The following is a 21,733-nucleotide window of genomic DNA, read 5'->3' on the forward strand; positions in this document are numbered from 1 at the left end:
TCCTTTAGTCTCGGACCGCCAGCACCATGGCTTCGAAGATCGCGTCGGGAGAATGGGCTCCCGAAAGCGCGTAGCCGGCGTTGAACACAAAGTGCGGAACGCCGTTCACGCGATGGCTGGAGTGCAACATGTGCCGGCCCGATTCGGCCAGATGATCTGTCAGGCCTGCGTAGTCCAGACCGCACTCGAGTCCGAGCTGCTCAAGGATCCGCGGCTCACCAATGTTCTCGCCTTCCATGAAGTAGGCGGTGAACATGCGATCGATCAATGAGGCTAGTTGGGCCTCGCTGCCGCGGCTGGCTGCATAAGCAACGAGCTGGTGCGCGGCAGCGGTGTTGGGCAGCACGCCGATCCGGTCGAACGCAAATTCGACGCCGGCGTGGTAGCCTGCGCGCTGCACCTGCGCGCGCCTTGCCGCCACCGCCTCGGGACTACCCAGGCGATCAAGATAGAACGCCTGGTAATCCTTGCCATTGAGCGGCGTATCGGGAAGGAGTTGATGGGAGCGCCACAGCACCGCCAGCGGCACATCGGGCCGCAACCCGGCAAAGCGGCGCACGGCCGCGTCCATATTGCGTTTGCCGATCAGACACCACGGGCAGATGAAATCGAAGAACACCTCGATCGTCATGGGGGGACGCTCGGCCGTCTCAATGCCTGGCTGGGTGGCGCGCTTCGGGTCAGATGAGTTCATGGATCAGGCTCTCTGCCATCGGCCATTCACCAAAGCCCGCGGCGGGGTTGAGGTGACCCACTTCGCCGAGGTCGACGAGGCGGCTGCCCCAGTCTTTTGCCATCGCGGACACCCGCTCGAACTGCGCGAGCGGATCGTTGCGACTGGCGCCGACGATGCTCGGGAACGGCAGCGGTTTGCGCGGGATCGACTGCCAGCCGTTCTGGGCCAGCGCATCGATGGCCGGATAGCCGGCCGGCAGCGGCGTCTCGAGGTCGGCCGGAGCGGCAAGCAGCGCGCCGTGAATCTTGCGGCTGTGCTGCTGCGCCCAATGCACCGCAATCATCACGCCCGCGCTGTGCGCGACCAGGATAACCGGGCCGTCGATTTTCGCGAGGGCCGCGTCGAGCGCCGCAACGCGCGCCGCGCAACTGAGCTTGTCGTGCTCGAGCGGCGGCACCGAGAGCGCCTTGGGCAACTTCTGCTCCAACAGGGTTTGCCAGTGTTCCGTGACGTGGTCGCGCAAGCCGGGCACCATCAGAATGGTCGGTTTCAATTCGTAATTCATGGGAAGCTACCTGCTAGTTCAGTACGGCTTGTCGCCGATGATGCCGGCGCGTTCCATTTTGCGATGGCACGGCGGGTAGTCCATCACCGCGTAGTGCTGCGTGCTGCGGTTGTCCCAGATCGCCACGCTATTGGGCTGCCAGCGCCAGCGCACCTGGTACTCGGGGATATAGGCCTGGCTGATCAGATAGCGCAGCAGGTCGCCCGCGCCCGGATTGGCGTCCTGCCCGAAGCGCACCCGTGCCGGCGTGTGATAGTTGGTGAAATGAGTGGTGAAGGCGCTCACGAACAGCACCTTCTCGCCGGTCTCCGGGTGCGTGCGCACGACCGGGTGCTCCGCGTCCGGATACTGGGCCTTCAGCGCAAGGCGTTTTTCGATCGGCATTACCGCGCCGAAGCTCGCCTCGATGCTGTGGCGGGCACGCAGGTCCGCGATCTGGGTCTTGATGTGGTCCGGCAGGTTCTCGTAAGCGAGGGCCATATTTGCCCACATCGTGTCGCCCCCGACCGGCGGACACTCTACACAGCGCAGGACCGCGCCGAACTGCGGCGCTTCGCGCCAGGTGGCATCCGCGTGCCACGCGTTTTCGTACCGGTCGTTCGGCTGATCCGGGGTCTTGTCGATGCGCACGAGGCCCGGATGCTCGGGATCGCTGCCCGCGACCGGATGGTCTTCCAGTTCGCCGAAGCGGCGCGCAAATGCCACGTGCTCGGCGCGCGAGATGTCCTGGTCGCGGAGAAACAGCACCCGGTGTTTCAGCAGTGCCGCCCGGATCTCGCCAAACAGGCCCTCATCGCGGATCGCATCGGCGAGATTCACTCCAACCAGTTCGGCGCCGATCGCATATGTCAATTGTTCGACTCGCATGGCTAGCTCCTCAAATGACGAAGACCGACGAACCCGTCGTCTTGCGGGATTCCAGGTCCAGGTGGGCTTGCGCTGCATCCTCGAGCGCGTAGCGCTGATTCAGCTCGATCTTGATGCGTCCCGAGGCGATGTGCCCGAAAATTTCACCGGCGAGCTCGTTCTTCTCGGCGGGGTCGGCAATGTAGTCGGCCAGCGCCGGGCGGGTCAGGTGGAGCGAGCCCTTCATCGCCAGAATCTGCGGATTGAACGGCGGAATCGGGCCCGAAGCGGTGCCGACGCAGACCATCAGGCCGCGGCGCTTGAGCGAATCGAGCGACCCTTCGAAGGTGTCCTTGCCGACGCTGTCGAACACCACGCTCACGCCGGCGCCGCTGGTCAGTTCGCGCACTCGCTTCGCGACGTCTTCCCGGCCGTAATAGATGATGTGGTCGCAGCCATGGGCGCGGGCCACCTCGCCCTTGGCTTCGGTCGAAACCGTGCCGATCACGGTGAGACCCAGCAGCTTCGCCCATTGCGACACGATCAGGCCCACACCGCCGGCGGCCGCATGCAGCAGGACGGTGTCACCCGCCTTGAAGTCGTAAATGCGGCGCATCAGATACGACGAGGTCAGGCCTCGCATGGTCATACCGGCAGCCGTCTCGCATGAGATCGCGTCGGGCAGCTTGATGAGTGGCGCGGCCGGGATCAGGCGTTCGGTGCTGTAGGCGCCAAGCGTATTGATGAAGCCGGTGTACGTCACACGATCGCCGACCGCGACGTTCGTTACATCGGCACCGACTGCCTCAACCACGCCTGCGGCCTCGACGCCCATGCCTGAAGGCAGCGGAACCGGGTAAAGGCCGCTGCGGAAATAGGTGTCGGCGAAATTCAGGCCTACGGCCTCCTGGCGCAAGCGCACCTCGCCGAGGCCGGGGTCGCCCACTTCAACGTCCTCATAGCGCAAGACTTCCGGACCACCGGTTTCATGAAAGCGTACTGCCTTTGCCACGCTGAATCTCCTATTCGTTACTCAAACTGCAAAATCGACTACGCCTGCGGCGGAAAATTTCGACCTACCGTAGGCGTCTTTGCCAGATCAGTGTTGTGTCTAAACAAGTTGCAATATCACGCAAATCCTTCAACGACCGGCGCCGTCGCGTGGTAAGCGAGCGAACGGCGCCGGGGGTGAGAGTTCCGCTCAGCGCACGGCCTGCTCACGCAGCGCGTTCAGGCGATCCAGGTCGACGGCATAGTTCCGCTTGCCGATGAAAAATGCGGTAGCCGCAATGAGGGGCGCAAACGGAACGAGTTGCAACGCGCCGAGCAGCCCGATCCGGTCGGCGACAATCCCCGTCAGGACGGCTGCGGGAGCCAGACCGAGAAAATTGTTCGCCAGCGTCAGGGTCGCAAACGCCGATGCGTGAATCGACGGCGGGGTGAGGTTAGCCACCATCGCACCCGACGGGCCGCTCGCGCCTGCGCTGAAGAACATGCCGGCGCCGATCACCACGAGCTGCAACGTACCCGCCGGCAGGCGGAAACCGATCGCGAGCAGCGTGAAGCAGGTCACACAGTAAGCGATCGCGGCGGCCCACTTCTTTTCTCGCGAGTTCTTGCTGAGGCGGTCGGCAAGGTTTCCACATACCACCATGCCAACGCCCGTCACCAGCACAAACGCTGCAGCGGCCATCGCAGCCTTGCCGGTGGCCATGCCGTAATAGCGATTCAGGAAGCTCGGCATCCACGCCCACACTGCCGCGGGAACAAGCAGATGGATACCGCTGCCGACATAGGCACACACGACAGACTTCGTCGAGAAAAGCCCCTTCATCAGCGTCTTGAAACTCATGCGTACGCCGAACCCTGTTGCCTGCGCGCCCACGGTTTCCGACTTCAGCGGTGCGAGCCGTTTTTCAGTGACGACAATCCGGTAGACGATGACCAGGATCATCCCCAATGCCGCCATGGCACCGAAGGCCGGGCGCCAGCCCAAATGAGCCGCGACCCCGCCGCCGACAGCCATGCCCGTCACCGAGCCGAACGCCCCGCCCGCCATGAAGGTGCCCGTGAGCGTGGAGCGCAGACGTGCCGGGAAGATGCTCAGGACAAGCGCGAGACCGACGCTGCCATACGCGGCTTCGCCGATGCCGACGAAAGCGCGCGCGAGCAGCATTTCACCGTAGTTGCTCGAGAGCGAGCACCCCAGTGTCGCGAGACTCCACAGAGCGGCCATCAGCACGATGCTCTTCACCCGGCCCCAGCGATCGGCGAGCACCGACAGCGGGAAAGTCAGGACGCCGACCATCAGCGCGACCACACTGCTAAGCGAACCCAGCTGTGTGTCGGAAAGGTTCCATGTGGCCTTCAACAGCGGAAACACCGCATTCAACACCTGCCGCGACATGTAGTCGGAGAGCAGCAACCCGACCGTCAACGCAAACACGACCCACGCATAGGTGGGCACGTCCGATTGTGCTGCTGAAACGCCGCCCGCGGTGGGCTCGGCATGTTGCATGAGCATGGTTTGTCTCCTTCCCGTCTATCTCGTTTGCAGCCGTCTTTGCCCGTCAGGGCAAAGGGACCGATTATGGATGCCCCGTTACCCTCCCCGGCGCTTGCCGAGGAGTCCTCCCTTTGAAACCCGGTATCCGCTGAAGCGGTCGGCCGGGTTCCAATCCGTCACGCCGCGCGCAGCGGCAGGTTCTTCACGCCGGTCTTGCGGTTCGGCGCCATGCCGTTGGCGGCCAGCGTCTCTTCGACCGTCTCGTACTGCACGCCGATGCGATAGATCTCGCGTGCTTCCTTGCCGCTGGCGATCTCGCGGCCGAGTTCACGCGCAACGCGCACGCACTGCTCGATCTGCTGCACCGACGAGAAGCGCTTGCCGTGCTGGTCGATGATCGTGTCCTCGATGCCGCAGCGCGGATGCAGGCCCATCGACATGGCCATCATGTTGAACGGCAGCACGTTCTTCAGCAGCGACTCGGCGGTGAGCGTGCAGCCATCCGGCGCGCGATGCACGAAGTTGAAGAAGTTGAATGGATTGGGGCCGTCGAAGCCGCCACCGATACCGATCCATGTCAGGTTCAGCGGGCCCTTGTACACGCCCTTGCGCACGAGGCGCTCGAGCGTTTCGAGCGCGTGGATGCCCGTGAGCTGGAAGTGCGGCTGGATGCCCGAAGCCTGCAGGCGGCGCAGGTGTTCCTCGACCCAGGCGGGGCCAGCCGGCACCGTCATTTCACTATAGGCGGCCATGAACGCGGGATTGGAAAGCGAGGTGCCTGCCAGATACTCCGGATAGAGCAGCTCCATGATGTTCATCTGCGTGGTGTTGATCGCGACCGTCACCTGATCGGGCTTCGGATCGAGATCGGCCAGCATATGGCGCGTATCGTCGGACAGCCACTTCGCGGCTTGTCCGTCGTCTTCCGGTGCGAACGAGATCGAGCCACCGACCTGAATGATCATGTCGGGCACTGCCGCGCGCACACCCGCGATCAGTTCATTGAACTTCGACAGGCGCTTCGAGCCCTTGCCGTCCAGTTCGCGCACGTGCAGGTGCAGGACCGTGGCGCCGGCGTTATAGCAATCGACGGCCTTCTGGATCTGCTCGTCCATCGTCACGGGGATGTCTTCCGGGAAGTCCTCGGGCATCCATTCCGGGCCGTACGGCGCTGTGGTGATGACTACCTTGTCGTGATTCTCAGGGTGCAGCGAATCGTCGAGAAATTGCATCTTTTATCTCCAGATATGGGTGACTGGCTTGCCGTGCCGCGACAGATCGCGCGTAAGCTGGTCGGAACATAACGAACCTTCCTGACGGCACGATACGGCAATCGCGGGTTACACTTTTATGAATAGACGCCATCGTTTTAGCGGTCCATGCCACTCGGTGTTAACGCCAGTGTTTGCGCGGAGCGGGCATGCCATGACCGGGAGTGAGGCGCAGCTTGTCGGAAGCGGAGGGGAAAGCGATGGAAACGATGCTGCGGTCGGTAGCGATGAGCGGGTACTTCGACGTGATGCGGCGGCTCGGGCTGAACCCGGTCGAGCTCGCGCAGCAGGTGGGGATCGACGCCGCGGCTCTAGCCAATCCGGACGATCGCGTTCCGGCCGCCGCCTGCTGCCGCCTGATGGAACTCTCGGCCGAAAAGGGGGCGTGCCCGACTCTTGCACTGCAAATGGCTGAAACCCGGCAGAAGTTCGGTACCGGCATGGTCAATGTCCTGCTCGCGCATAAGCGCACGCTGCGCGAGGTGCTGCTCGCCGCAGCCGAATATCGGCACCTGCTCAACGAGGCGCTGGCCGTCTACGTCGAGGACGCAGGCCAAACGGTCACCATTCGCGAGGAACTCGTCGTTGAACCTGGCACGCCGACGAGACAGGCGATAGAACTTGCGCTCGGTGTCCTCGCGCGACATTCGAGCGCCCTTCTCGGCAACTACTGGAAACCACGCGCAGTCCATTTCACTCACGCAAGACCCGCAGACCTGACATTTCATCGACGCTTCTTCGGCTGTCCGCTGGAGTTCAGCAGTGATTTCAACGGGTTCGTATGCGCTGCCGCCGATCTCGACTACCCAAATCCGGCCGCTGACCCGGAACTGGTGCGCTATGCCGAAAGCCTCGCCGCTCCGCTGAACATGACGGGTGCGCATTCAGCGGCGCTGGAAGTGCGCAAGGCAATCTATCTGCTGCTGCCACTCGAGCAGGCCACAACTGAGCTCGTCGCCCGCCATCTGGGTCAGAGCGTACGCACGATGCAGCGCCTACTGAAATCGGACAATACAAGCTTCTCCGAACTGGTCGAGGAAGTCCGGCGCGAACTTGCCGTGCGTTACATGAGCAATCCGCGCTATCCAATCGGACGGGTCGCGACCCTGTTGGGTTACACGCAACAGGGATCGTTTACGAACTGGTTCTTTTCACGATTCAGCATGACGCCGCGTGACTGGCGGAGCAGTCAATCATCGAAATGAATGGCGCGGTGCGAGCCGTCCATGCGTGAGTTGCAGCGTTTGATCTGGAATCGCCCGCGCCGGCTTCCAGACGGTTGCGACCGTTGCGCCGGGCGAGATACATCGCGCGATCGGCGCCATAAAGCGGGGAACGCGCCGATGTTCCTATGCGCTACGAGGATGGCGGGCTCGTGCTGTCGCCCTTGCCGCGTGGCCTACCAACGATGTACGGGAAACACTCGCCTGCTACGGCTCCGCATCTGGCCGTCGTACAGCGATGCGAGGAAACCGGACGAATTTACGCGCACTCGGGCGGGACATCGTGTGCGGTGCGGGGACGACGGTACGATCGCCAGCAAAGTACGCTTCCAATCAACGGGAGAGGGCCGCGGCCTCCGGGAATGGAGGCGAACCTAGCGCGACGCGGTACCTTTTGCTTTGCTGCCGCCCTTTGCTGCGACCTTTCGCGGCGCGATCTTCTCGGGAGCTCTGCGAGCCGCCCTGGTTGCGGCTTTTTTGGCGGGCTTTGAGTGCGTAACGAGGGTTTCGCCCTTCTCGATGAGAAACACTGAGCGGTCTTTTGCATCCTTGATCCAGGCCGGCGGCCGCGCAACGCCGCTCCAGGTAGCACCGGTCTTGGGATCAAAATATTTGGGCGCCGCCTTTCCTTGGGCTGGTGGGGCAATCGGTGTCGGCGACTTGCGTCGGAAATCGATGCCGGCGTCCAGGAGCATTCTGACGGCTGGAGACTCGTCGGAGGCGCTAGTCGCGGCCGACGCCTCCTTTTGGGCACCTTTTGCCACGCCATCATTCTTTGCCAGCGTACCGACGCGTCCGGCTGGGACCAGGCCGCGTAGCTCGTCGGCCGTAATGTCGAAACGCGCCATCTCCGCGAGAATTCTCTTGATGGCGTCATTGCGCTCATCAATGCGCGCTTCCTGTGCTTCCTGTTGCAATTCCAGAATCTGTGCCTGAATCTCTTCGTAAGACCTTTTTGCCATGGCGCTACTCCTCGTTGGCTTTATGTGGCGGAATTATAAGTCTCCGCCGCGGAGTCGGCGCACCATGGGCTACGCCTGGAGAAGCTTTCGAGAGCGGGGCGAGATTACGCGGCAGGGCTGCCGACGAGATCGTTGAGTTGCGTGAGATTCGAATAGTGGTCGACACCCGCTCGGGAGGGAGCGTGCACCGGTGTATTGGCCAGAGCTTTCGGAGTCGACCGGACTTTCGACGTCGCAACCAAGCGTCCCCGCGTTGCTGATGCTGTCGCTCGTCCGCCGAGCCTAATGCCGATGATATTGTTTGACCTGCACCATCCTGCAGGACCGGTAATACGTCTTACACGTCGCCCGATTTTTACACACCTATAATTGGACAGCGGCGAACGTCTACAAAATCTATGCATATCGTTGTTTTATCATCGTTTCTGGATGCGTTCATAACCTGGTTTCAATGAAAAAGAATGACGGCATAACTCACTTGCAGGCTGGATCAGCTTCAGGTTGGAGACCAGTACCCCCCGTTTATGCTCCCTCGGACCCTTTTACGCTATAACCAGCGAAGAGCCCCGTCTGGTAGGCCTGCTCCAGCGGCGTTAGCAACGCCCGAGACCCGCAGCATCCGGATATCCACCAGTTTTTTCCCAGTTATGATTCTGCCGCCCATCATTACCTCCTGCTTTCGGCATTAACTCAAATAGGTGCTGAGAATGTCGTTAGCCGCGGCCCGCACCCAATCCTGTTCCGCGCGACAAGTCAATTTGGACCGCTTCGTCTTCACATGTTCGGCCCGACTGACGCTGTGGCCCATCAACAAGCCAAAGTCGTAGGCGCGCTCAAGGGCCTTAGCAAGACTCGATATCCGGACGAGCCGAATGTCTGTCGTGACTTTGCCTGACTCCGTTAGATAGTTAATCCCGAGTTCCTCGCTGGCGATTGCTATTAGCGGATCCCAGTGAACTTCGTTGCCAACTCTTTCAACCACGATGACCTCCTGTGTTGTGCCGCTTGCCTTACAATCTGTAAGTTTATATGCGTGGCACAAACGCAAGAGCGACGTTCCGTCGCATCTGGATTCAGTAGTCACTTAACATGTTGAATTATCAATGTATTGGAGGATACGACAACAATATAAGTGGAAACGATACGGGAGATAATCAGCTCAAAAGCTTGGCGCACCTGGCCTCCTTCGAGTTGCGAGGCGGACCGGTCTAGCGGAAGGATTGCCGCGTCAGGGCGTCTTGACCGGCGCTCGTCAGGGCGCCGGATTGGCCCAGAATGCGCCGCGCGTATGGTTCTGGCCAGGCCGCTGAGGCTGAGCCGGCCGCTTGACCGTCATTGCACCGGCGCGGTCGAGCGAGATGTCGCGGCCGCTTTCGCCAAGCAGCTTGATCACTTCAGCGAGCGTGCCATCGGCCCGCCATTGGTCGAAACGGCGACGGCAAGTCGGCGACGAGGGGTAGCGGCCCGGCAACGCGTTGCAGCTCTTGCCCGTCGACAGCAGCCATAACACGGCGTTGACTACCGCGCGAGCTTCGATGCGTCGTCGACCACGTGGTGCGCTCTGCGTCGGTTCCTCATAGAACAGCTGCTCGATTAGCGCCCACTCGTCGTCTGTCAAATCTTCAACCGCCATCTTGTTCACTCCTTTAGCGAAACTATCTCCAGCGCCGCCCCCGGCCGAGCGACCCTGCGAATGCTACGTAACGACATAGCAGCACCCCGACATCATCATCGGGTGAAGTGGCAACAAACTTGAGCACCCCATGCAGCATCAAACCTATGCCGGTCCAGATAAGTGAAATAGCGAAACGCAGAATACCGCGGTCAGTACAGCAGTCGACGTGCGGGAGTTGACATAGCCACGCGAGGGATTGCGCATCGCATTTACCTTGCAGAGCTGCGTCGGTCATACGAACTCATACTTACCGCTTCAACTTTAACGGCAATTTTCCGAAATCTGGAGAACCTGTGTGTCCGATCCATCCTTTCAGATTGCTATCACAACCTTATTCGTTGATTTATCTCCTTCAAGCTAGGAGTCCCCATGGAATCTGGGCGAGACACCGCACTTTCTCCTTTCTGTCTTACAACGGGACACCGAGTCCCCAAGCTGTAGCATAATCAGCCGAGCAGCCGTTGATTTCCGCTATTCCCCAGCATCGCCGTCACCCCATCTTCTTTGGGATGCCGCGCCGCCGTGCTCAAGGCGCATATCGTTGCTATATCACTCGGATTCGATATTCCCACGATATCCTCGCCAGAGCGGACCAACCACGCAGGTCTCTTGGACACCAACATTCAGGGAGTTTTGTAATGGAAAGAGAAGTAGTAGTTGTCAGCGGTGTGCGTACCGCCATCGGTAAATTTGGCGGTAGCCTGAAAGACATTCCGACGACCGAACTCGGAGCGCTCGTTGTGCGCGAAGTCCTCGCGCGTGCGGGGGTTGCCGGTGACCAGGTTGGACACGTCGTTTTCGGCAATGTCATCCCGACCGAACCCAAGGATCTCTATCTCTCGCGGGTCGCTGCCATTAACGGTGGGATCGCCGAATCAACCCCTGCCCTCACCGTGAATCGCCTGTGCGGTTCCGGCCTGCAGGCGATTATCTCCGCAGCACAAACGATCCTTCTCGGCGACGCCGAAGTAGCCATCGGTGGCGGCGCCGAGAACATGAGCCGCGCGCCCTATATCTCCACGGACGCGCGATTCGGCTCCCGCATGGGTGACAGTCGACTGATCGACATGGTGCTTGGCGCACTAAACGACCCGTTCGAAACGGTCCACATGGGCGTCACCGCTGAAAACGTGGCGCAGAAGTTCTGCATCACGCGCGAGCAGCAGGACGCACTGGCCCTGGAATCGCACCGTCGCGCGGCGCACGCGATCGCTGAGGGCCGGTTCAAGGAACAGATCCTCGCGATCAAGCGCAAGGTCAAGGGCAAGGAAGTCGTGTTCGATACCGATGAGCACGTGCGCACAGAAATCGACCCGGCCGAACTCGCTGCCATGCACACTGTCTTCAAGAAGGAAAACGGCACCGTCACGGCCGGTAACGCATCGGGTATCAACGACGCCGCGGCCGCCGTCCTGATGATGGACCGGCAAGTCGCCGAGCGGCGTGGCATCAAGCCGATGGCACGACTGGTGTCTTACGCACACGCAGGTGTCGATCCGCGCTACATGGGCATTGGCCCCGTGCCGGCAACCCGGATCGCGCTCGACCGTGCGGGCTTGCAGATCGGCGACATTGACGTCATCGAAGCGAACGAGGCATTTGCTGCGCAGGCTTGCGCCGTCACGCAGGAGTTGCAGCTCGACCCTGCCAAGGTCAACCCTAATGGATCAGGAATCTCGCTCGGACACCCAATCGGCGCGACGGGCGCACTGATCACCGTCAAGGCGCTGTATGAACTGAAGCGCACGGCAGGCCGTTACGCGCTCGTCACGATGTGTATTGGAGGCGGTCAGGGCATCGCGGCCATCTTCAAAAACATCCAGTAAGTGAATTCCTGCAGATGAAAATCGGACGTGTAGGCATCGTCGGCGCGGGCGCGAAGGGCAATGGCATCGCCCAAACCGCTGCCGTGGTCGGCCTGAACGTGGTCATGATCGACGTGACCGAAGCGGCCCTGTCCAAGGGCGTGGCGACCCTGATCAGCAGCCTCGAACGGTTGGTCTCGAAGGGGAAGCTGGACGCGGACGCACGCGCGGCCTCCCTCGCCCGGATCGAGACATCGACCGACTATCAGCGGCTCGTCGACGTCGACCTTGTGATCGAAGCCGCCACCGAAAACAACGATTTAAAGGTCCGCATACTCAAGCAGATCGAAGCCGTGGCTCGACCCGACGCCATCATCGCGTCGAATACCTCGTCGATCGCGATCACGGCGCTGGGCGCGACACTCGCTGATCCGTCGCGGTTTATCGGCATGCACTTCTTCAATCCAGTGCCGATGATGCCGCTCGTCGAGATTATCCGTGGCGTGCGCACGAGCCAAGCGGTCGCCGAGGCAATCCGCGAGTTGACCGTACGGTTTGACAAAACGCCCATCGGAGTCAAGAACTCACCTGGGTTCGTGGTCAACCGGATTCTCGTGCCGATGATCAATGAAGCCTTCTTCGTGCTGGCCCGAAGGCGTCGCCACCCCCGACGAAATCGACGCCGGCATGAAGCTTGGGGCCAATCACCCGATCGGCCCGCTCGCGCTGGCCGACCTCGTTGGCCTCGATGTCGTTCTGTCGGTGCTGGACGTGTTCCTGAAAAACTTCGGCGATCCGAAGTACCATGCCTGCCCGCTGTTGCGCGAACTGGTTGCGGTCGTCGCCTCGGTCGAAAGACCGGCCACGGTGTCTACAGCTACGGGTAACCACACTCGCCGGTTTTCGCAAAGCCAGAAGTTGAAATTACAACCAGCCGTTATCTCCGGCAACACACCAATTAGCGCCCCCACTGCCACTCGTCCGCTTGCCCGGGCAGCCTCTTCCCCCAAGACCATTCCGTTGAGCAAGTCTCAACCGAGTGGTCCCCAGATTCGGTCGCCTTCGTGCAGTTGCGCTTCAGTGGGTGCACAGAAAACGGCCTGCAACCACGAGGATTGCAGGCCTGTTCCGACACACTGGATCGCTATGAGCAGGCATTCACTTGTTGCACGCACCCACCTTGCCGACTAGGCTTTGCTCGTGCGCAGCGGCCTCCTCAATCAGGATGGGAGCAGCAAGACTCATCGAATGGATACCAAGGACGGACACGTACTGCAAGACAGCCGTGATCTCCTCCCGGGTCGCGCCAAGTTCCAGTGCCCTGCGGATATGACGTCGCACCCCGGGTCCATACATGTGAGTGCACGACGCATCAACGGCGATAGCGAGAAACTCGACTGTCTTCGCATCAAGCACGCCCGAGGTGATCGGAGCCATCGCCATGGCCATGAATTTCTCTGTCCATGCGGCATCGAGTTCCGCAAAAGGTTCCCAGTTCGGATTCCAGTTGCCGGTCGCGCGCAGGGCATCACAAACCGGTGTGGCTGTTGCTTCGTTGAATGTCATCGACATACTCTCCTGTACGGGATCAACACGTGTCGCACGAAGCCCCTGCCTGCACCGCTTCCGTGTCACGCTATGACCTCCAGTCTATGGAGCAGCCCTCTGCGTCGCTTGACATTGTGGGTCACTTGCTTATCCTTTTGGGCCACCCCGGGAAGACCCCGATGCCGAAACTCGTTCGCAGCGCCAGCCTGACGCAGTACGCTGAAACCGCGCGCGCGGCAGGACTCGACCCATATCGCCTGATGGCAGAAGTGGGGCTGCCTGCTGCCAGCCTTACCGAGTCCGACCTCAAGATTCCGGCCGACCGGGTCGCGTTGCTGCTCGAACTCTCCGCGCTGCGAAGCGGCATTGAAGCGTTCGGGCTGACCATGGCTCAGACGCGGCGCGCATCCAATCTGGGCCCGCTTGTGCTCTACGTGCGCGACGAGCCCACACTGCGCCACGCGCTTAACGCTGCCGCGCGCTTTCGCCATCTTCATAACGAAGCACTGTTCATCGCGATCGAGGAAGAAGGTGACGTCGCAATCATCCGTGAGGAACTGCTGAGCGGCGCGGTCGTGCCGGTACGGCAGGTGACCGAACTGGCCGTCGCCGTCATGGTGCGCCTGCTGCGCTTCTTCCTCGGTGACGACTGGCAACCGAAGACGATCTGCTTTACTCACGAAGCACCCCGCAGTCGTGCTATTCATGCTCGCGTCCTGGGGAGCGGAGTCAAGTTTGGCCAGCCGTTTTCGGGCATCGTATGTGACGTCCGTGACCTCGACCTGCCTCTTCCGTCCGCCGACCCGGTGATGGGCCGATATGTCCGGCGATATCTCGGCAGTGTGGATACGGAGTCTGATGTACCACTGTCGGATGAGGTCCGCAAGCTGGTGTTTCTCTTCCTGCCGTCCGGGCGCAGTTCGAACGACACTATCGCGCGCCAGCTCGGCATGAGCCGTCGAACCATGCACCGCCATCTGGTAAAGGAAGGCGTGAGCTACCTGTCGATCCTCGATGCCGTACGGGGGGAACTCGTGCTGAGATACCTGGAGCGTCGAGAACGTCCGCTGTCGGAAATATCGGGCCTGCTTGGCTTTTCCGAGCCGAGCGCCTTTACGCGTTGGTTCAGGATGAAGTTCGGCTGCTCCCCCACTGAATTTCGCGAGACCAAAGCGCGGTAATATCATGCCTAGGACTCGCATTGCGCAGAGTCAACCATTTAGTTGAATTACTTAACAACAAAACAAGGAGGAGCAGCATGGTTGGCGGACCCGGCAATCCAATGAGGGCTAGTGAAACTCTCGGTTCAGAATTGATGGTGATCTGTATCGATGTACAGTCTCGTGTCGTCTACGCCAATTCGGCCTATCAACGCGTGACTGGGTACACGAACCAGGAACTCCAGACAATGCCGCCAGCAGAGCGGCTCAAAGACGTACCATTGCAAGTCGTGGTGGACTTCGCTTCCGCACTGCGTAGTGGTAAGCCCTGGACGGGCGTCGTCAACGTTTCCTGCAGGAATGGAGTGGATTACTGGAGCCGTATGAATGCGTCGCCGCTGCTCTCGCACGGCCAGCATATCGGCTTCTTGCTGGTGCTTGAGAAGGCCTCCGCTGAGGAGATCAGCAAGACCGAGGCGCAGTATCGCGTAGTAAGGTCCGGTCGGCAGAAATTCGGGTGGAAGCAGGGGCGCCTCGCGCGCCTGAGCCTTCTGGGAAGAGCGATTAGCAACATTCGCGCGCTCGGTCTCAGACGGCACGTCTGGGGCGCGGTCACTGCTTTGGGATTGATCGAAACCGCAGCGCTGCTCGCGCTGAATGGCGAGGTGACTTCCCTGTCATTCTGGGCGGCCTTGTGGGGGCTACTGGCGGCCACCGTCGCGGTGGGTGCCTATCTGTTGCACGCCATCGTTGCGCCTTTGCGAGAAGTGGTCCAGTTTGCAACAGAGATCTCCGCGGGTGATCTGAGCGCCGAGTTCGGCAGCCCGCGTAGCGATGAGATTGGCGATGTTGTGCGGACACTGAACCGGGTGAGCATCAACATGCGGGCCACCATCATGGACGTACGCGACGGCGTGCACGCGATGCAGCAGGCGACGGCAGGGATTGCATCGGGCACGCTCGATCTCTCGTCGCGCACTGAGACGCAGGCGGCCAGCCTCGAGCAGACTGCGGCCTCGATGGAAGAGGTCAACGCCACCGTCAGAAACAACGCGGAAACCGCGCGGCAGGCTAGCGAACTGGCGGCACGGACCCGGGACACCGCGCAGGCGGGTGGGAAGGTGGTGGGCGACGTGATATCTACCATGAAGGAAATCACGGAAGCGAGCAGAAGGATTGGCGACATCGTGTCCGTCATCGACGGCATCGCCTTCCAGACCAATATTCTCGCCCTGAATGCGGCAGTCGAAGCGGCCCGTGCGGGCGAGGCAGGACGCAGTTTTGCGGTGGTCGCGGGCGAGGTCAGGGTGCTCGCGCAACGCAGTGCGCAGGCGGCCACGGAGATCAAGGCGCTGATCGCCGATAGCGTGGGTCAGATCGACGAAGGCGCGCGGCTGGTCGATTCGGCAGGCGAGACGATTGAAGATATCGTGTCGCAGGTGGAGGCGATGACGGATCTGGTCGGTCAGATCGCGACCGCGTCGTTCGAGCAGTCGGCAGCCATCGGGCAGGTGAGTCAGGCGGTCGAGCAACTCGACGACGTGACGCAGGAGAATGCTGCGCTGGTGCAAGAAAACACCTCAGCGGCTGAGAGGTTGAATTCGCAAAGCGACAGACTGGTCGAGACGCTTTGCGTCTTCACGCTATTGCGCGCCGAGACCAACGCGCTGTTGTTGCGATCCCGTGCCGGGGGAGCAACCACAGCGCCGGCGCCGGCAAAGATCGCGACCGGACGGCCCGCAGCGCGACAAGCGGAGGCTCGCGCTGTGTAGATGTAAGCTAAATGTTCTGCCTATGGGAAGACTCCTGTTAGCGGCGGCAAGGACTTGCCCGGCAACCAGCCGGGCGAGTGCCGCGAGAAAATAGGTGAACTGGCAGGAGTCGGCGTCGCGGTGTACCGCGTGAGAAACGCGTTCTCTCAAGCGGAGGCCACCGAGGCCGCCGCCGATATAGCGATCACGCCGCGCGCTGGTAGTACAGGTTTTGCGGATGACGAGCCTGAGCAAAGAAGAACCAGCGCTCGGCAAGAAGGCCAACGTACTGAATCACGCACGCATCAAGGAGCAGCTTCGCGGACATCGGATGCAACGCTTGCGCGAGCAGCCCGAGGGGCATTAGAAATGCACTCGCGAGGAAGCCCCACTTTACCCAGCACATCGTTGCATCGGTCTGGCCGTGAAAGAACTCGCGCAGATTAAAGGCGCTTGCCGTAAAGCCGCGCGAAATCTGTGTGAGCTTCTCGGCCTTGATGCCCGTCGCGCTTTGCAGCGTCGAACGTGGATGCAAGCGCTCATTGCGCGCCAGTGAGGCGACACGGCTCACGCAACCCGCCACCGTCAGGACACAAGCCGCGACCGCCAAAGCCGGCACGATGTCAGGTGCCAGCCGTGCAGCACAGGCGGTGGCAATCGTAAGGCCCGATGCACAGCCGAGCAGTACGAAATTGACCAGCGTGAGCGGCGTCGCCCATTCCTGAAGGAAGCGCAGGCACTGATAGATCATGGCGGTGCACACGAAAAGGGCTACGCTCGCAAGAACTGCAATCGCACCGATCGTGATCGACCAGGGCGTGTCCAGCCAGTGCGCCAGACCGTACAGGAACGTGGCCGCGAGAAACACGGGCAGCGCCAGGCACTCGCGCGAAAGCCACGACGTGCGCCACATGGCGACTGCACGCCACGCACGTTCCGGATGACCCAGATGGAAGAACGCAGCGACCAGCCCCAGAACGCCGAGCACGAGCGCAAGGCCGGTGCCGCAGACGTAGAACTGCTGCGGCACATGGAACAGCGCCGACGATTCCGGATGCATCCGCATGAACAGCTCGACGCCGAACAGCGCGATGAGCAGCCCCTGCCCGGCACCGGAAAGCGTGGTCAGAAAAACTACGGAAAATGCTGGTCTCATTCAAAACTCCTGCGTCGCTGCGGGCCGCACGCGCGCAAACACCGACTTCACTCGCGTAGCAAGCGCAGCCAGGTTCAGCTTGCCCGAGTCCATCTGTTTCCCGAGCGCCTTCTCGCGCGCCATCGCGGGTGTGCCGCGCTGAATCGCAAAGTCAACGAGGTTGATGGGCTCACCGTATTCGATCGCGTCAGCAGGTGAGCTCGCGGACTCCTCGCTCTTGCATCCGCACGAGCCGCTGCCGCAACTGCTTGCGGTCTTCTGACGGGGCAGGTAGTGGTTGGACGGCTTCGTCCCCCACTCCGGCATCAGCTGGTAGCCGCCGCGCGCCTCGATCGCCTTCGAGGCGTCAGACTCGGGATCGTGAATATCACCGAAGATGCGCGCGGAGGTCGGGCAAGCCAGCACGCATGCCGGCTTGCGATCGCGCTCGGGCAATGCCTCGTTGTAGATGCGGTCCGCGCACAGCGTGCACTTCGTCATCTCCTTGCGCTCCTCGTCGAGCTCGCGCGCGCCGTACGGGCAGGCCCACGAGCAGTACTTGCAGCCGATGCACTTGTCATAGTCGACCAGCACGAGCCCGTCTTCCTTGCGCTTGAAGCTCGCCCCGGTCGGGCACACCGGTACGCACGGCGGGTCTTCACAGTGAAGGCACGACTTCGGGAAGTGGATCGTGTCGGCATTCGGAAACTCGCCCGCTTCGTAGGTCTGCACCCGGTTGAAGAAGGTGCCGGACGGATCGGCGTCGTACGGACGCACATCCGAGAGGCTCCCCGCCTGCCCGGAGGTGTTCCACTCCTTGCAGCTCGTCACGCATGCGTGGCATCCCACACAGACGTTCAGGTCAATCACCAGCGCCATTTGCGTCATATCAGGGTCCTCCTTACTTTCGCTTCACCGAATTGCGCAGACGCTCCGCGAACTTGCCGCTGCCCGCGAAATACGCCTGAACCTTCGCCACCGGTCCAGTGGAACCCGGCAGCGGCTGCATCGGCTTGAACTGCGGCAGCGTGTGGTCGGCGTCCGCCTCGGCGGGATAGACGCGCACGCGCACGTCGTACCACGCGGCCTGTCCCGTGATCGGGTCGGAGTTCGGGAAGCGCCGCTCGCTGTCCCCGTCAGGCAGTTCTTCGGTGATCAGGTGGTTCAGCAGAAAACCCCGTTGCGACTCATTGGCATCGGGCCCGAGATTCCACGCGCCCGCCGCCTTGCCAATCGCATTCCATGTCCACACCGTCCCCGGCTCGACAGCCTCGCTGTAGCGCGCCATGCACCGGACCTTGCCCCATTGGGATTCGACGTAAATCCAGCCGCCGTCCTCGACACCGTTTTCCTGCGCCATGCGCGGATTCATGTAGAGATAGTTTTCGCCATGGATCTGTCGTAGCCACGCGTTCTGCGAGTCCCACGAGTGGTACATCGCCATGGGGCGTTGCGTCACCGCGGCGAGCGGATAACGCTCAAGGTCGGTGGCGCCAAGCTCGAGCGGTGCGTACCAGAACGGCAGCGGATCGAAATAGTTTTCGACACGAGCGCGCAGGTATTCGGGCGGCTGCCGCCCCGCCGTCCTGCCTTGCGCGGCAAGGCGGAATTTCTGCATCACATCCGAATAGAGCTGAATGATGATCGGCTCGCCGAACTTGCGGAACCCCTTTTCGACCGCGAACTTCATGTACGGCCCGTTGACGTTGCGCATGTACTGCATTTCTTCGGGCAGCGTGTAGTGGAAGACGCAGTTGTTCTTCGCGTACTCCTCCCACTGCCTGGGATTGGGCTCACCCACGAGCGCCTTGTCGCCATCCTTGCCGCGCCAGCCGATCAGGAAGCCGACACCCGAATCCGGCGCGGTCTGGAAGTTGACGATGAAGTCCGGATAGTCCTTGAACTTGCGGTTGCCGTCGGCTGTTGTGAACGCAGGCAGCTTCAGCCGGCTCGCCAGTTCGACGAGCACCTCCTGGAACGGCCGGCACTCTCCGGTTGGCGCAAGCACGGGCACACGCACGGAATCCACCGGACCGTCGAACTCCGAAATCGGCCGGTCAAGCATGGACATCGCGTCGTGCCGCTCGAGGTAGGTCGTGTCCGGCAGGATCAGATCGGCGAAGGCCGTCATCTCCGACTGGAACGCGTCACACACGACCAGGAACGGGATCTTGTACTGCCCGTCAGGCCTGCGGTCGACCAGCATCTTGCGGACCTCGCTGGTGTTCATCGACGAGTTCCAGGCCATGTTGGCCATGAAGATCAGCAGCGTGTCGATCGGGTACGGGTCGCCGCGCCATGCGTTCGTGATGACGTTGTGCATCAGGCCATGCACGGCGAGCGGGTATTCCCACGAGAAGGCCTTGTCGATGCGAACCGGCTCGCCCGCCTCGTCGATGAAAAGGTCGCCGGGTGCAGCGGGCCAGCCGAGCGGCCCGGCAGGAAGCGGGGTATTCGGCTTGACGTCGTTCGGGCTGTTGGGCGGTTTCGCCGACGGCGGTACCGCGCGCGGATACGGTGACTTGTGGCGAAAGCCACCGGGCCGGTCGATGGTGCCGAGCAACGACATCAGCACGGCCAGCGCGCGGATCGACTGGAAGCCGTTCGAGTGCGCGGCGAGCCCACGCATTGCATGGAACGCGACCGGATTGCCCGTCACGGTTTCGTGCTTCACGCCCCACGAATCGGTCCACGGAATGGGCAGCGTGATCTTGTGGTCGCGCGCGGTCTGCGCCATTTCGCGCGCAATGCGCCGGATCGTCTCTGCCGGGATACCGGTAATGCCCTCCGCCCACTCAGGCGTCGTGTACGCGACACGCTTGCGCAGCATCGAGAAGGACGGTGAGACCGGACTGCCGTCGGGCAACGCATAGTGCCCGTCAAGCGCCGGCTCTGCACCGGGGGCATGGTGGACGACCGCCTGCTGGGTATGAACATCCCACCACATATGGTTCTGCGGATACAGCGGGTTGACTTCGGGCGCCGACGGATCCTTGACGAACAGCCCAAAAGAATCACTGTCGGCCCGCATATCGAGCAACTCGCCGGCGTTGGTGTATCGCTTGACGAATTCATGGTCGAACGAGTCGGTCCTTATCATTTCGTGGATCAGCGCCATGAACAGCGCCCCATCCGTACCGGGACGAATCGGCACCCACTCGTCGGCAATTGCCGCATAGCCCGTGCGGATCGGATTGATCGCGATGAAGCGGCCGCCTGCGCGCTTGAACTTCGAGAGGGCGATCTTGAGCGGATTCGAGTGGTGGTCCTCGGCCGTTCCGATCATGATGAACAGTTTCGCGTGATCGAGGTCCGGGCCGCCGAACTCCCAGAACGAACCGCCGATCGTGTAGATCATGCCCGCAGCCATGTTCGCCGAGCAGAAGCCGCCGTGGGCCGCGTAGTTGGGCGTGCCGAATTGCTTCGCGAACAGGCCCGTGAGCGCCTGCATCTGGTCGCGTCCGGTAAAAAGGGCGAACTTCTTCGGGTCGGTCGCGCGCAGATGCGCAAGGCGCCTCTCGATCATATCGAGCGCCACCTCCCACGAGACGGGCTCGAACTGCGCGGTGCCCCGCTCCGCGCCGGGCTTTCGCATCAGCGGTTGCGTCAGGCGCGCCGGTGAATACTGCTTCATGATCCCCGACGAACCCTTGGCGCAGATGACGCCCTGGTTCAACGGGTGTTCCGGGTTGCCGTCGATGTAGCGCACCTCCCCGTCGCGCATGTGGACGCGGATGCCACAGCGGCACGCACACATGTAACAGGTCGTGGTTTTGACATCGAGCTTTTCGTCTTGCTGGCGGGCGCCTTGCTCCATCCGAGCCTCCATTCGTTGGCGTGTCCGGACAAACGTTCAACGCGGTCCGGTCAACCCTGTATGGTAAGCGCAAGTGGTAGATATCACAACTTTGTAGTTGTGATATCTTCTATATGATAAGCCGATAGTTCCACGTCGCATCGACGCACGGCCGCTGTGCGCGGACCGGGAAACCTCGGGTTGTACCTAGTTGCGCCATCAGCTATTTCCCCTAAAAATTCCATTTCTCTATCCTGGGGCCGGGCCTTTCGATCTGGCCGCGATCCGGGTTACGCCGGCTTCCTGCCGCCTTGGGCCAAATATTTCCGGCTCCACGCTTTTCAGACGCCCTTGGTCAAACGTCGACTCCGGCGATTGGACGCATCGCCGTCACCGTGGCCATCACCTCGGAAAACACGGACCTCGTCGCCGAAATCTGCTGCCGCCAAGCGTGATCAATCGAATGTGGGAAAGATCGATCACAACGAAGAGTCAATAATGGGTTTGATCCTGCTAATTGCCGGCGTACTGACAACCAGTGCTGCGGGCTACCACTACGTGGCCTATCCCGATCGCGATGTCGCGATCCAGGCGGCCTATTACCTCGGCCAGTCGGCCGGCATGGGAAACGAGGACTCTCAGGTCAAGTTCGATGAACGCTTCCATGGCGACAAGGACGCGCGCCTCGCATATGAGCACGGGATGAAGAGCGTCGAGCCCCCGGGCAACGCTCGCGTCGACATCCAATAAAGCGGGGCGACTCGCCTGGGCTTTCTGCATAGACTTGTTCTATGCCCGAGCAGGCCTACCCCAC

18 protein-coding genes and 1 pseudogene are annotated in these 21,733 nt (G+C 61.6%); 6 read left to right on the top strand and 13 right to left on the bottom strand.

What is annotated here, in order from left to right; genetic code table 11:
• Positions 1-4 precede the first annotated feature (4 nt).
• From OKW27_RS02055 to OKW27_RS02080, 6 genes are all read right to left on the bottom strand, one after another.
• The gene (locus OKW27_RS02055) at positions 5-694 is read right to left on the bottom strand and encodes a DsbA family oxidoreductase (RefSeq protein ID WP_090811418.1); all 690 of its coding nucleotides are present in this window, start codon (positions 692-694) and stop codon (positions 5-7) included.
• Positions 681-1,241 (bottom strand): RBBP9/YdeN family alpha/beta hydrolase, encoded by a 561-nt coding sequence (locus OKW27_RS02060; protein ID WP_429332372.1) that lies wholly within the window; start codon positions 1,239-1,241, stop codon positions 681-683. The genes OKW27_RS02055 and OKW27_RS02060 overlap by 14 nt, the downstream gene beginning before the upstream one ends.
• 18 nt (positions 1,242-1,259) lie before the next feature.
• The gene (locus OKW27_RS02065; RefSeq protein ID WP_429332373.1) at positions 1,260-2,108 is read right to left on the bottom strand and encodes a TauD/TfdA dioxygenase family protein; all 849 of its coding nucleotides are present in this window, start codon (positions 2,106-2,108) and stop codon (positions 1,260-1,262) included.
• A gap of 10 nt (positions 2,109-2,118) precedes the next feature.
• A complete protein-coding gene (locus OKW27_RS02070) occupies positions 2,119-3,099 on the bottom strand; it encodes a quinone oxidoreductase family protein (protein WP_090811423.1) in 981 nt (326 codons plus the stop codon).
• A 189-nt stretch (positions 3,100-3,288) separates the two neighbouring features.
• A complete protein-coding gene (locus OKW27_RS02075; protein WP_090811425.1) occupies positions 3,289-4,611 on the bottom strand; it encodes an MFS transporter in 1,323 nt (440 codons plus the stop codon).
• A gap of 158 nt (positions 4,612-4,769) precedes the next feature.
• A complete protein-coding gene (locus tag OKW27_RS02080; RefSeq protein ID WP_090811427.1) occupies positions 4,770-5,825 on the bottom strand; it encodes a 3-keto-5-aminohexanoate cleavage protein in 1,056 nt (351 codons plus the stop codon).
• Between the two features lie 239 nt (positions 5,826-6,064).
• On the opposite strand from OKW27_RS02080, the gene OKW27_RS02085 reads away from it, so the two are divergent.
• The gene (locus OKW27_RS02085) at positions 6,065-7,069 is read left to right on the top strand and encodes an AraC family transcriptional regulator (RefSeq protein ID WP_429332374.1); all 1,005 of its coding nucleotides are present in this window, start codon (positions 6,065-6,067) and stop codon (positions 7,067-7,069) included.
• Positions 7,070-7,461: 392 nt separating this feature from the next.
• Here the strand turns inward: OKW27_RS02085 and OKW27_RS02090 are convergent, their stop codons facing one another.
• The 3 genes from OKW27_RS02090 to OKW27_RS02100 form a co-directional block, all read right to left on the bottom strand.
• Positions 7,462-8,049: an H-NS family nucleoid-associated regulatory protein gene (locus OKW27_RS02090; protein WP_429332375.1), complete on the bottom strand. Its 588-nt coding sequence runs from the start codon at positions 8,047-8,049 to the stop codon at positions 7,462-7,464.
• Positions 8,050-8,734: 685 nt separating this feature from the next.
• A complete protein-coding gene (locus OKW27_RS02095) occupies positions 8,735-9,133 on the bottom strand; it encodes a DUF6900 domain-containing protein (RefSeq protein ID WP_429332376.1) in 399 nt (132 codons plus the stop codon).
• A 168-nt stretch (positions 9,134-9,301) separates the two neighbouring features.
• Positions 9,302-9,682: a transposase gene (locus OKW27_RS02100; RefSeq protein WP_429332377.1), complete on the bottom strand. Its 381-nt coding sequence runs from the start codon at positions 9,680-9,682 to the stop codon at positions 9,302-9,304.
• A 680-nt stretch (positions 9,683-10,362) separates the two neighbouring features.
• On the opposite strand from OKW27_RS02100, the gene bktB reads away from it, so the two are divergent.
• Positions 10,363-11,550, top strand: coding sequence for a beta-ketothiolase BktB (gene bktB, locus OKW27_RS02105; protein WP_090811433.1), 1,188 nt, complete (start codon positions 10,363-10,365; stop codon positions 11,548-11,550).
• Between the two features lie 14 nt (positions 11,551-11,564).
• Positions 11,565-12,416, top strand: a pseudogene (locus OKW27_RS02110) (3-hydroxybutyryl-CoA dehydrogenase).
• 271 nt (positions 12,417-12,687) lie between these two features.
• On the opposite strand, the gene OKW27_RS02115 reads toward OKW27_RS02110, so the two are convergent.
• Positions 12,688-13,095, bottom strand: a complete 408-nt coding sequence (locus OKW27_RS02115) for a carboxymuconolactone decarboxylase family protein (protein WP_429332378.1) — start codon at positions 13,093-13,095, stop codon at positions 12,688-12,690.
• A 161-nt stretch (positions 13,096-13,256) separates the two neighbouring features.
• On the opposite strand from OKW27_RS02115, the gene OKW27_RS02120 reads away from it, so the two are divergent.
• Together OKW27_RS02120 and OKW27_RS02125 are read left to right on the top strand one after the other, a co-directional pair.
• On the top strand, positions 13,257-14,258 hold the full coding sequence (locus OKW27_RS02120) for an AraC family transcriptional regulator (protein WP_429332379.1): 1,002 nt from the start codon (positions 13,257-13,259) through the stop codon (positions 14,256-14,258).
• Between the two features lie 77 nt (positions 14,259-14,335).
• Positions 14,336-16,009, top strand: a complete 1,674-nt coding sequence (locus OKW27_RS02125; protein WP_244145161.1) for a methyl-accepting chemotaxis protein — start codon at positions 14,336-14,338, stop codon at positions 16,007-16,009.
• A gap of 184 nt (positions 16,010-16,193) precedes the next feature.
• On the opposite strand, the gene OKW27_RS02130 is transcribed toward OKW27_RS02125, so the two are convergent.
• The 3 genes from OKW27_RS02130 to OKW27_RS02140 are packed head-to-tail and all read right to left on the bottom strand — an operon-like array spanning position 16,194 to position 20,940.
• Complete coding sequence (locus OKW27_RS02130) at positions 16,194-17,144, bottom strand: dimethyl sulfoxide reductase anchor subunit family protein (protein WP_429289946.1); 951 nt, start codon at positions 17,142-17,144, stop codon at positions 16,194-16,196.
• On the bottom strand, positions 17,145-18,011 hold the full coding sequence (locus OKW27_RS02135; protein ID WP_090811441.1) for a 4Fe-4S dicluster domain-containing protein: 867 nt from the start codon (positions 18,009-18,011) through the stop codon (positions 17,145-17,147).
• A gap of 13 nt (positions 18,012-18,024) precedes the next feature.
• The gene (locus OKW27_RS02140) at positions 18,025-20,940 is read right to left on the bottom strand and encodes a molybdopterin oxidoreductase family protein (protein ID WP_429332380.1); all 2,916 of its coding nucleotides are present in this window, start codon (positions 20,938-20,940) and stop codon (positions 18,025-18,027) included.
• Between the two features lie 477 nt (positions 20,941-21,417).
• Between OKW27_RS02140 and OKW27_RS02145 the strand changes: the two genes are divergently transcribed.
• Positions 21,418-21,669, top strand: a complete 252-nt coding sequence (locus OKW27_RS02145; RefSeq protein ID WP_090811444.1) for a hypothetical protein — start codon at positions 21,418-21,420, stop codon at positions 21,667-21,669.
• The last annotated feature ends 64 nt before the right edge of the window (positions 21,670-21,733 follow it).

Source organism: Paraburkholderia sp. 35.1, from assembly GCF_050436525.1.
GTDB lineage: Bacteria > Pseudomonadota > Gammaproteobacteria > Burkholderiales > Burkholderiaceae > Paraburkholderia > Paraburkholderia tuberum.

What these genes read in the sequence shown, in the direction of transcription:
- OKW27_RS02055 (WP_090811418.1), bottom strand. Translation starts at nt 694, where the DNA reads ATGAACTCATCTGACCCGAAGCGCGCCACCCAGCCAGGCATTGAGACG.
- OKW27_RS02060 (WP_429332372.1), bottom strand. Translation starts at nt 1,241, where the DNA reads ATGAATTACGAATTGAAACCGACCATTCTGATGGTGCCCGGCTTGCGC.
- OKW27_RS02065 (WP_429332373.1), bottom strand. Translation starts at nt 2,108, where the DNA reads ATGCGAGTCGAACAATTGACATATGCGATCGGCGCCGAACTGGTTGGA.
- OKW27_RS02075 (WP_090811425.1), bottom strand. Translation starts at nt 4,611, where the DNA reads ATGCTCATGCAACATGCCGAGCCCACCGCGGGCGGCGTTTCAGCAGCA.
- OKW27_RS02080 (WP_090811427.1), bottom strand. Translation starts at nt 5,825, where the DNA reads ATGCAATTTCTCGACGATTCGCTGCACCCTGAGAATCACGACAAGGTA.
- OKW27_RS02085 (WP_429332374.1), top strand. Translation starts at nt 6,065, where the DNA reads ATGGAAACGATGCTGCGGTCGGTAGCGATGAGCGGGTACTTCGACGTG.
- OKW27_RS02090 (WP_429332375.1), bottom strand. Translation starts at nt 8,049, where the DNA reads ATGGCAAAAAGGTCTTACGAAGAGATTCAGGCACAGATTCTGGAATTG.
- OKW27_RS02100 (WP_429332377.1), bottom strand. Translation starts at nt 9,682, where the DNA reads ATGGCGGTTGAAGATTTGACAGACGACGAGTGGGCGCTAATCGAGCAG.
- bktB (WP_090811433.1), top strand. Translation starts at nt 10,363, where the DNA reads ATGGAAAGAGAAGTAGTAGTTGTCAGCGGTGTGCGTACCGCCATCGGT.
- OKW27_RS02115 (WP_429332378.1), bottom strand. Translation starts at nt 13,095, where the DNA reads ATGACATTCAACGAAGCAACAGCCACACCGGTTTGTGATGCCCTGCGC.
- OKW27_RS02120 (WP_429332379.1), top strand. Translation starts at nt 13,257, where the DNA reads ATGCCGAAACTCGTTCGCAGCGCCAGCCTGACGCAGTACGCTGAAACC.
- OKW27_RS02125 (WP_244145161.1), top strand. Translation starts at nt 14,336, where the DNA reads ATGGTTGGCGGACCCGGCAATCCAATGAGGGCTAGTGAAACTCTCGGT.
- OKW27_RS02130 (WP_429289946.1), bottom strand. Translation starts at nt 17,144, where the DNA reads ATGAGACCAGCATTTTCCGTAGTTTTTCTGACCACGCTTTCCGGTGCC.
- OKW27_RS02135 (WP_090811441.1), bottom strand. Translation starts at nt 18,011, where the DNA reads ATGACGCAAATGGCGCTGGTGATTGACCTGAACGTCTGTGTGGGATGC.
- OKW27_RS02140 (WP_429332380.1), bottom strand. Translation starts at nt 20,940, where the DNA reads ATGGAGCAAGGCGCCCGCCAGCAAGACGAAAAGCTCGATGTCAAAACC.
- OKW27_RS02145 (WP_090811444.1), top strand. Translation starts at nt 21,418, where the DNA reads ATGGGTTTGATCCTGCTAATTGCCGGCGTACTGACAACCAGTGCTGCG.